The following is a 6,706-nucleotide window of genomic DNA, read 5'->3' on the forward strand; positions in this document are numbered from 1 at the left end:
CCACGGCGCTTCCCCGGCCCACCCCCGGCCCTGACCCGTCGGACAGCCCTTAGCCGCCCGGCGTCACTGCGTACGCCTCCACCTCCCACAGCGAGTACCCGAACCGGGTGGCCCGCTTGTCCCCCTGGACGCGCACGAAGCGGGCGTCCTTCGCGTCCATCCGGATCGCCTCCCGGCCGCCCTTGCCGTCGCGGACCGTGGCGGCGGTGCGCCAGGTGCGGCCGTCGGAGGAGACCTGGATGCGGTAGGCGGCGGCGTAGGCGTCCTGCCAGTTGAGGACGACCAGGCCGAGGCGGGTGGGGCGGGGGAGCGCGAACTGGAGCCAGGCGTCGTCCTCGGCGGGGGAGGACCAGCGGGTCTTCGGGTCGCCGTCGGTGGCCGCGGACGCCGGCAAGTCGTCGGTCTCGTCGCCGGAGGAGGTGGTGTCCGCGCCGCGCGCCAGATTCGGGCCGCCGGTGGGCGGATACACGCGGACCGTCAGATGCTGCTCCTGGCCCGCGAAGCCCACGGCGATGTCGTACGTCCCGGACGGGGCGTCCTTCGGGACGTCCACCGCGAGCGGGACGGTGGCGGTGCCGCCGCGGGGCGCCGTCAGCTCCTTCGGCGCATGGACGGTGAAGCCCTTGGGGGCCGTGACCGTGAGCGTGTCGTGGACGTCGGCCGGGCGGCGGGAGAAGACCCGGGCGTCCACCGCGGCGCTGCCGCCGGTCTCCGCGTCGGTCTCCTTGCGGGACAGCTCCAGACCAGCGCGCGAGGTGTCGTCGAACCACGGCGTCAGCGCGTGCACGGACGGTGCCTGGGCGCCCTTCGCCCAGGTCAGCCGTACCGCGTCGGCGCGCAGCCCGGCCGTTTGCGTCTCCGTCCAGCCGGTCGCCGAGAGCTGCCCGAGGCGCTGCCAGCCACTGCCCGGCACATGCGCCTCCAGGGACACCGCGCCCGCGGCCGGGCCCGGCTCGGTCAGCGCGGTGACCGCGGCCAGCGGCCGGGCCCGCGGGAAGGGGACGGTCAGCGACGCCGGGTCGGTGCCCTGCGCCGGCCGCGGGACGGCGTTGCGGGCGCCGGTCCAGGCGTCTGCCTCGGTCATCGCCCGGTCCAGGAACGGCGTGAGCACGCCGGTGCCGACCGTGGCCGGGCTCTGCCTGATCTCCGTACGCAGCCGCAGCACCGCGCGCTGCGCCGACCAGGCCGCGTCCCCGTCGCCGTGCGCCTGCGCCAGCAGGGTGTCCACGGCCTGCTCCCCGGCGCTGCCGTAGCGCCCCAACTGCGCGGCCCACGGCCCGACTTCGGCCCGCAGATCGGAGTTCAGGCCCTTCGGCGCGGCGGCCATGGTGTGGAAGGCGGCCCGCAGCGCCGCGGCGGCCTCGGCGAAATCGGGGTCGTCGCCCGCCCGGCCGCGGTTGACCGCCGCCTCGCGGGCCTTCCAGAAGCGGTCCAGCAGCGGCCGGAGGTAGGCCGACTCGTCGCGGTTCAGCAGCGACGAGGACGCGTTGCCGGCCAGCGTGCGCAGGGCCGTACGGGCGCCCTGGTCGCCGCCCGCGAGGTCGTCGATGGCCGCGTCCCAGGACTGCGCCGGGCGGTAGTCGCGCGGGTTCCAGGCATAGTCGGCGGCGGTGAACAGCGGGATCCGGGAGGCGACCGGCTGCTCCATGGCGTTGGCGAGCAGCGCCGCCGAGCCGGTGGCCACCGCCGGTTCGCGGCCCGTGTACGGGCCGAGGAAGATCCGGTCCTGGGCGTAGTCGTTGACCGGGTAGTTGTCCATGGTCACCAGCGGGTGGCCGAACGCCTGGCGGGCGGCGGACAGTTCACCGCCGGTGATGGTCCGCGGCACCACCCCCACGCCCGTCCAGGCCACCTCCACCCGGTCGTTGAGCGCCGCCGCCAGCGCACCGCGGTACGCCGTCGCGCCGTCCTGGTAGTACTCGGTCGGCATCAGCGACAGCGGCGCGGCCCCCGGATGGCGCTCGGCGAGGTGCCGGGCCAGCGCGTTGGCGACCCCGGCCTGCGCCTTGGCGGCGGCCTGCGGACCGGTGCCGAAGGTCTCCTCGTCGGCGCCGCAGTGCCACTCGCTGTAGCTGACGTCCTGGAACTGGAGCTGGAACGCGCGCACCCCCAGCGCCCACATCGCGTCCACCTTGCGGCGCAGCGCCCGTAGATCCTCCTCGGACGACAGGCACATCGCCTGGCCGGGGGCGACCGCCCAGGCCAGCGTCACGTGGTTGGCGCGGGCCCGGTCGGCGAGCGCCCGGAAGTCGGCGCGCTGCTCGGCCGGGTACGGGTCGCGCCACTGCGCCTGGCGGTAGGGGTCGTCGCCCGGCGCGTACAGGTACTGGTTCTGCTTCGTACGGCCCATGAAGTCCAGCTGGGCGAGCCGCTGCGCCCGCGTCCACGGCTGCCCGTAGAAGCCCTCGGTGGTGCCCCGGACCGCCGTGGCGGGCCAGTCCCGCACGGCCACCGACGCCAGCTGCCGCCCTGTGTCCGGACCGTCCGCGACCAGTTGGCGGAGCGTCTGCGCGGCGTGGAAGAGGCCGTCCGGGCCGACCCCGTCCAGCGCGACGGTGTCCCGGCCGGCGACCTGGCCGACGGCGAGCCGGTAGCCGCCGGACGGCAGATCGCCGCGGGCGGGCACCCGCAGCGCCCGCAGCGCGCCGTCCGCCGGGGCGCCGCCGACGAGGAACACCGGCCCGTCCGCGGGCAGCCGGTCGCCGGGCGCCACCTGGCGCACGGTGCGCACCCCGGCGTCCCGCAGCAGCCCGCGCAGCACGTCCAGGGCGTACGGGTCGGTGTCCGGCGCGGTCACCAGGACCGCCTGCCCGCCGAGCGGTACGGCCGTGCCGAGCTGCCGGAGCGACTGGGGCCGCGGCCAGACGGCGGGCACCTGCCCGGCGCCGGCCGGCCGGTCCGGCTGGTCGGGCGTCCCGGCGGAGGGGTCGGCGGGCGCCGCCTGGGCGCTCGGTACGCCGCCCAGCAGACCGCCGATCACCGCCGCCGCCAGCGCGGTGGTCCCGGCCACCCGCGCCCGGGTGCGTCCCCTGCCCGTCGCCCCGGCCCTGCCGCCGCCCCATACGCCCCGGACTCGCACGGTCGCTCCTCGTCCCCGTCTCGTGCTCGCCGGCCCGCGCCGGCGCCCCCTACGTCCCACCGTCCGGCCGCCCCGGCACCCGCGCGAAAGCGCCCGTCCGGCCGGCGGTTGCCGCGGTGGAGGCTGGTGGTCGTGGTGCGCGCGGCGTGCGGAACCGGGGGGTTGTGTACCCGCCGGTACCCGATCGGACAGACCTTCGGCCGTGAGCCCACCATTGTGCCGGTGAACGTGTCAACCGGGCCTCGGCGCAGGCTCTGGCCCCCCGGCGGCGGCCTTGCCGCACGGGTTCCGTAATGCCCCTTTTGCGATCTGCGGGCGACGGGCGTCCGGCACCGCGCCACGCCGCAGGAATTGCGCCCCCGGACCCCGTTCCCGCGTGTTCTGTGCGCCCGCCGGCGCTCCCCGCCGCGAAATCGCCTGCCGGCGACTAGTGTGACGTGGGTCACGTTTGCATGGTGGGCACGTCTGCGATCGTCTCGACTGGGTAGGGCAGACGTGTCCCACTACCGATGAACGGGAGGCCCGCGTGGCCGCATCCGCTCAGTTGCTCCTCGACGCACTGTCCACCAAACCGGCGGCCGGGCCGGCCGAGCCCGACCTCTTCGACGGGGTCTCCGGCCCCGACTCCGGCCTGGACGGCTCCGGCTCCTTCAGCTTCGCCGAACCACCGCTCACCAGCGAGCCGCCGCTCGCCGACATCGCCCCGCTGACCAGCGAGGTGCCCATCGCCGCCGAACTCCCGCTGACCAGCGAGCCCACCGCCGCCGGCCTGGGCACGGAGTCCATGGAGGTCTGAGCAGCCATGGGCCGCGCGCGGCTCGCCCGGCTCCACGGCATCGCCACGTCCTACGAACCCTCGCCGGGCCAGGCCGTCCACGTTTCCGAGGACACCGTCGTCGCCGTGCTCGCCGCTCTGGGCGTCGACGCCTCCACACCGCACGCCGTACGCACCGCCCTGACCGCCTACGAGGAGACCGCGCGCCGCGCCCTGCTCCCGCCCACCGTCAGCGCCCGCCACGGCCGCCCGCCGCGCCTCCCCGGCCTTCCCGAGGGCACTGTCCTGCGGGTGCGGACCGAGGACGGCGCCATCGTCGGCGCCGAACTCCGCAACGGCACGTTCCACGGCGGGACACCGGGATCCGCGCCGCTCGCCGGGCTGCCGCTCGGCGTCCACGAACTCCGCGCCGACGCCCCCGACGGCCGCACCGCCCGCGCCCGACTCATCGTCGCCCCCGACCGGGTCCCCGAGCCGCCCGGCCGCAGCCACGGCTTCCTCGTCCAGCTCTACTCGCTGCTGTCCCGGCACTCCTGGGGCATGGGCGACCTCGGGGACCTCGCCGACCTCGCCGCCTGGTCCGGACGCGCCCTGGGCACCGGCTTCCTCCAGCTCAACCCGCTGCACGCGGCCGTCCCCGGACCGCCCACCGACCCCTCCCCCTACCGCCCCTCCTCGCGCCGCTTCCCCGACCCGGTCCACCTGCGGATCGAACACATCCCGGAACACGCCCAGTTGACCGGGGCCGACCGTGCCCGGGCCGGCGAACTCGCCGCACAGGCCCGCGCACTGCGCACCGCCGTCCTCGACGACGGCGCGCTGATCGACCGGGACGCCGTCTGGGCCCTCAAGCAGGAGGCCCTGGAGCTGCTCTGCGCCGTCCCGCTCACCCCGGGGCGCCGCGCCGCGTACTGCGACTTCCTCGCCGAGCAGGGCCAGGCCCTGGAGGACCACGCCACCTGGTGCGCGCTCGCCGAACGGCACGGCCCCGACTGGCGCGGCTGGCCCGCCGGGCTGCGCGACCCCCGCTCGCCGCAGACCGCCCGGCTGCGCCCCGCACTCCTGGACCGGATCGACTTCCACTCCCGGCTCGCCTGGCTCACCGACCAGCAGCTGGCCGCCGCCCAACGGGCCGCCCGGGAGGCCGGGATGGGCATCGGGCTGGTGCACGACCTCGCCGTCGGCGTGCACCCCTCAGGCGCCGACACCTGGGCGCAGCGGCACGCCTTCGCCGCCGGGATGTCCGTCGGCGCGCCGCCGGACGCCTTCAACTCCCGCGGCCAGGACTGGGGCCTGCCGCCCTGGCGCCCGGACGCCCTGGCCGCCGCCGGCTACGCCCCGTACCGCGAGCTGCTGCACGGGCTGCTGCGGCACGCCGGCGCGCTGCGCATCGACCACGTCATGGGGCTGTTCCGGCTGTGGTGGGTCCCCGAGGGCCGCCCGCCGACCGAGGGCGCCTACGTCCGCTACGACGGCGAGGCGATGCTCTCGATACTGGCCCTGGAGGCCCACCGGGCGGGCGCGGCGGTGATCGGCGAGGACCTGGGCACCGTCGAGCCCGGCGTCCGCGACGCGCTCGCCGAACGGGGGGTGCTGGGCACGTCCGTGCTGTGGTTCGAGCGGGACTACGGGAGCGGCGACCCGCCCGCCGGCGACCCGGCGTCCGGCGCGGATCCGGCGTCCGGCGGAGACCCGGCGGCTGGCGGAGACCCGGCGGCGGAGCCGGCCGCCGCCGAGGCCCGGATCCTCGCCCCCGAGGAGTGGCGCGCCGACTGCCTGGCCACCGTCACCACCCACGATCTGCCGCCCACCGCCGCCCGGCTGACCGGCGAGGACGTCGCGCTGCGCGCCCGCCTCGGCCTGCTCGCCGGGCCCCCGGAGCGGGAACGGCACCGGGCCGCGTACGAACTCCGCGAGTGGCTGGGCGAGTTGGCGCGGCAGGGGCTGCTCCCCGAGGGCGCCGGCGACGAGGAGGCCGCGGTCAAGGCCGTGCACCGCTTCCTGCTGCGCACCCCGGCGCGGATGGTCGGCGTCTGGCTCCCGGACACGGTGGGCGACCGACGCCCGCAGAACCTCCCCGGGACCTGGGACGAATACCCGAACTGGCGCCTCCCGATCGCCGGCCCCGACGGCCGCCCGCAGACCCTGGAACAGCTGGCGGCATCGCCCCGACTGCACGCGCTGATGCGCGAGTTGGCGTCGGTGCAGCGCTAGCCCCGCCACCGCCGCCACTCCCGCCACCTCCACCGCCTCGGGGACCTCGTACGGGCCGGGCGCGCAGGCCCACAGCCGGACCCGTGGCCGGACCCGCCGCAACCCGGACCCGCCTCCCACCGGCGACGCCGCACCGCACCCGCCGTCGACCGGTGACGCCGCCCCGCGGCCCCGCCTCGGCATGACGCCCCGCCCCGCCCCCGCCCGCCGTCATGCCGTCGGCCTGCCGCGATGCGGCTTGCGCCACCCCGGGCGAGCGGAGTGCACAGGCGTCCGATACGTTGATTGGGTGAGCAACAAGGTCAAGAACGTGAAGAACACCGCCCTGCGCGCCGGAACCGTCACGGCCGGCACCGCGCTGCTGCTGCTGATGTCGTCCCCCGCGTTTGCGCTCACCCGCGACGACGGTGACGACCCGGGTCCGGGCCTGAGCGTGATCGAGACGCTCGGCCTGTACGTCGTCACGCCGATCGTGCTCTTCCTGGTCATCGCCGGGCTGGTCATGATGACCGACAAGCCCCGCAAGCAGGCCAAGCCCAAGGGCTGAGTCCACCGCAGGACACAGCACGGGCTCCGCGGGCCGAACCGCCCGCGCCCGAGACGCCGAAGGGGCGCCCCCGGTCCATCCGGACCGGGGG

The 6,706-nt window shown here is 76.6% G+C and carries 4 protein-coding genes; 3 read left to right on the forward strand and 1 reads right to left on the reverse strand.

Features of this window, described 5'->3' with window-relative positions; translation table 11 throughout:
• Nucleotides 1-49: 49 nt before the first annotated feature.
• Nucleotides 50-3,010, reverse strand: coding sequence for a beta-N-acetylglucosaminidase domain-containing protein (locus ACO1BR_RS13030; protein WP_426795310.1), 2,961 nt, complete (start codon nt 3,008-3,010; stop codon nt 50-52).
• Nucleotides 3,011-3,605: 595 nt separating this feature from the next.
• Between ACO1BR_RS13030 and ACO1BR_RS13035 the strand changes: the two genes are divergently transcribed.
• From ACO1BR_RS13035 to ACO1BR_RS13045, 3 genes are all read left to right on the forward strand, one after another.
• Nucleotides 3,606-3,875 (forward strand): hypothetical protein, encoded by a 270-nt coding sequence (locus ACO1BR_RS13035; RefSeq protein ID WP_159503739.1) that lies wholly within the window; start codon nt 3,606-3,608, stop codon nt 3,873-3,875.
• A 6-nt stretch (nt 3,876-3,881) separates the two neighbouring features.
• Nucleotides 3,882-6,068, forward strand: coding sequence for a 4-alpha-glucanotransferase (gene malQ / locus ACO1BR_RS13040; protein ID WP_426795222.1), 2,187 nt, complete (start codon nt 3,882-3,884; stop codon nt 6,066-6,068).
• A gap of 289 nt (nt 6,069-6,357) precedes the next feature.
• On the forward strand, nt 6,358-6,615 hold the full coding sequence (locus ACO1BR_RS13045; protein ID WP_426795223.1) for a hypothetical protein: 258 nt from the start codon (nt 6,358-6,360) through the stop codon (nt 6,613-6,615).
• The last annotated feature ends 91 nt before the right edge of the window (nt 6,616-6,706 follow it).

The organism is Streptomyces sp. YGL11-2 (genome assembly GCF_050054615.1).
In the GTDB taxonomy this organism is placed as follows: Bacteria; Actinomycetota; Actinomycetes; order Streptomycetales; family Streptomycetaceae; genus Streptomyces.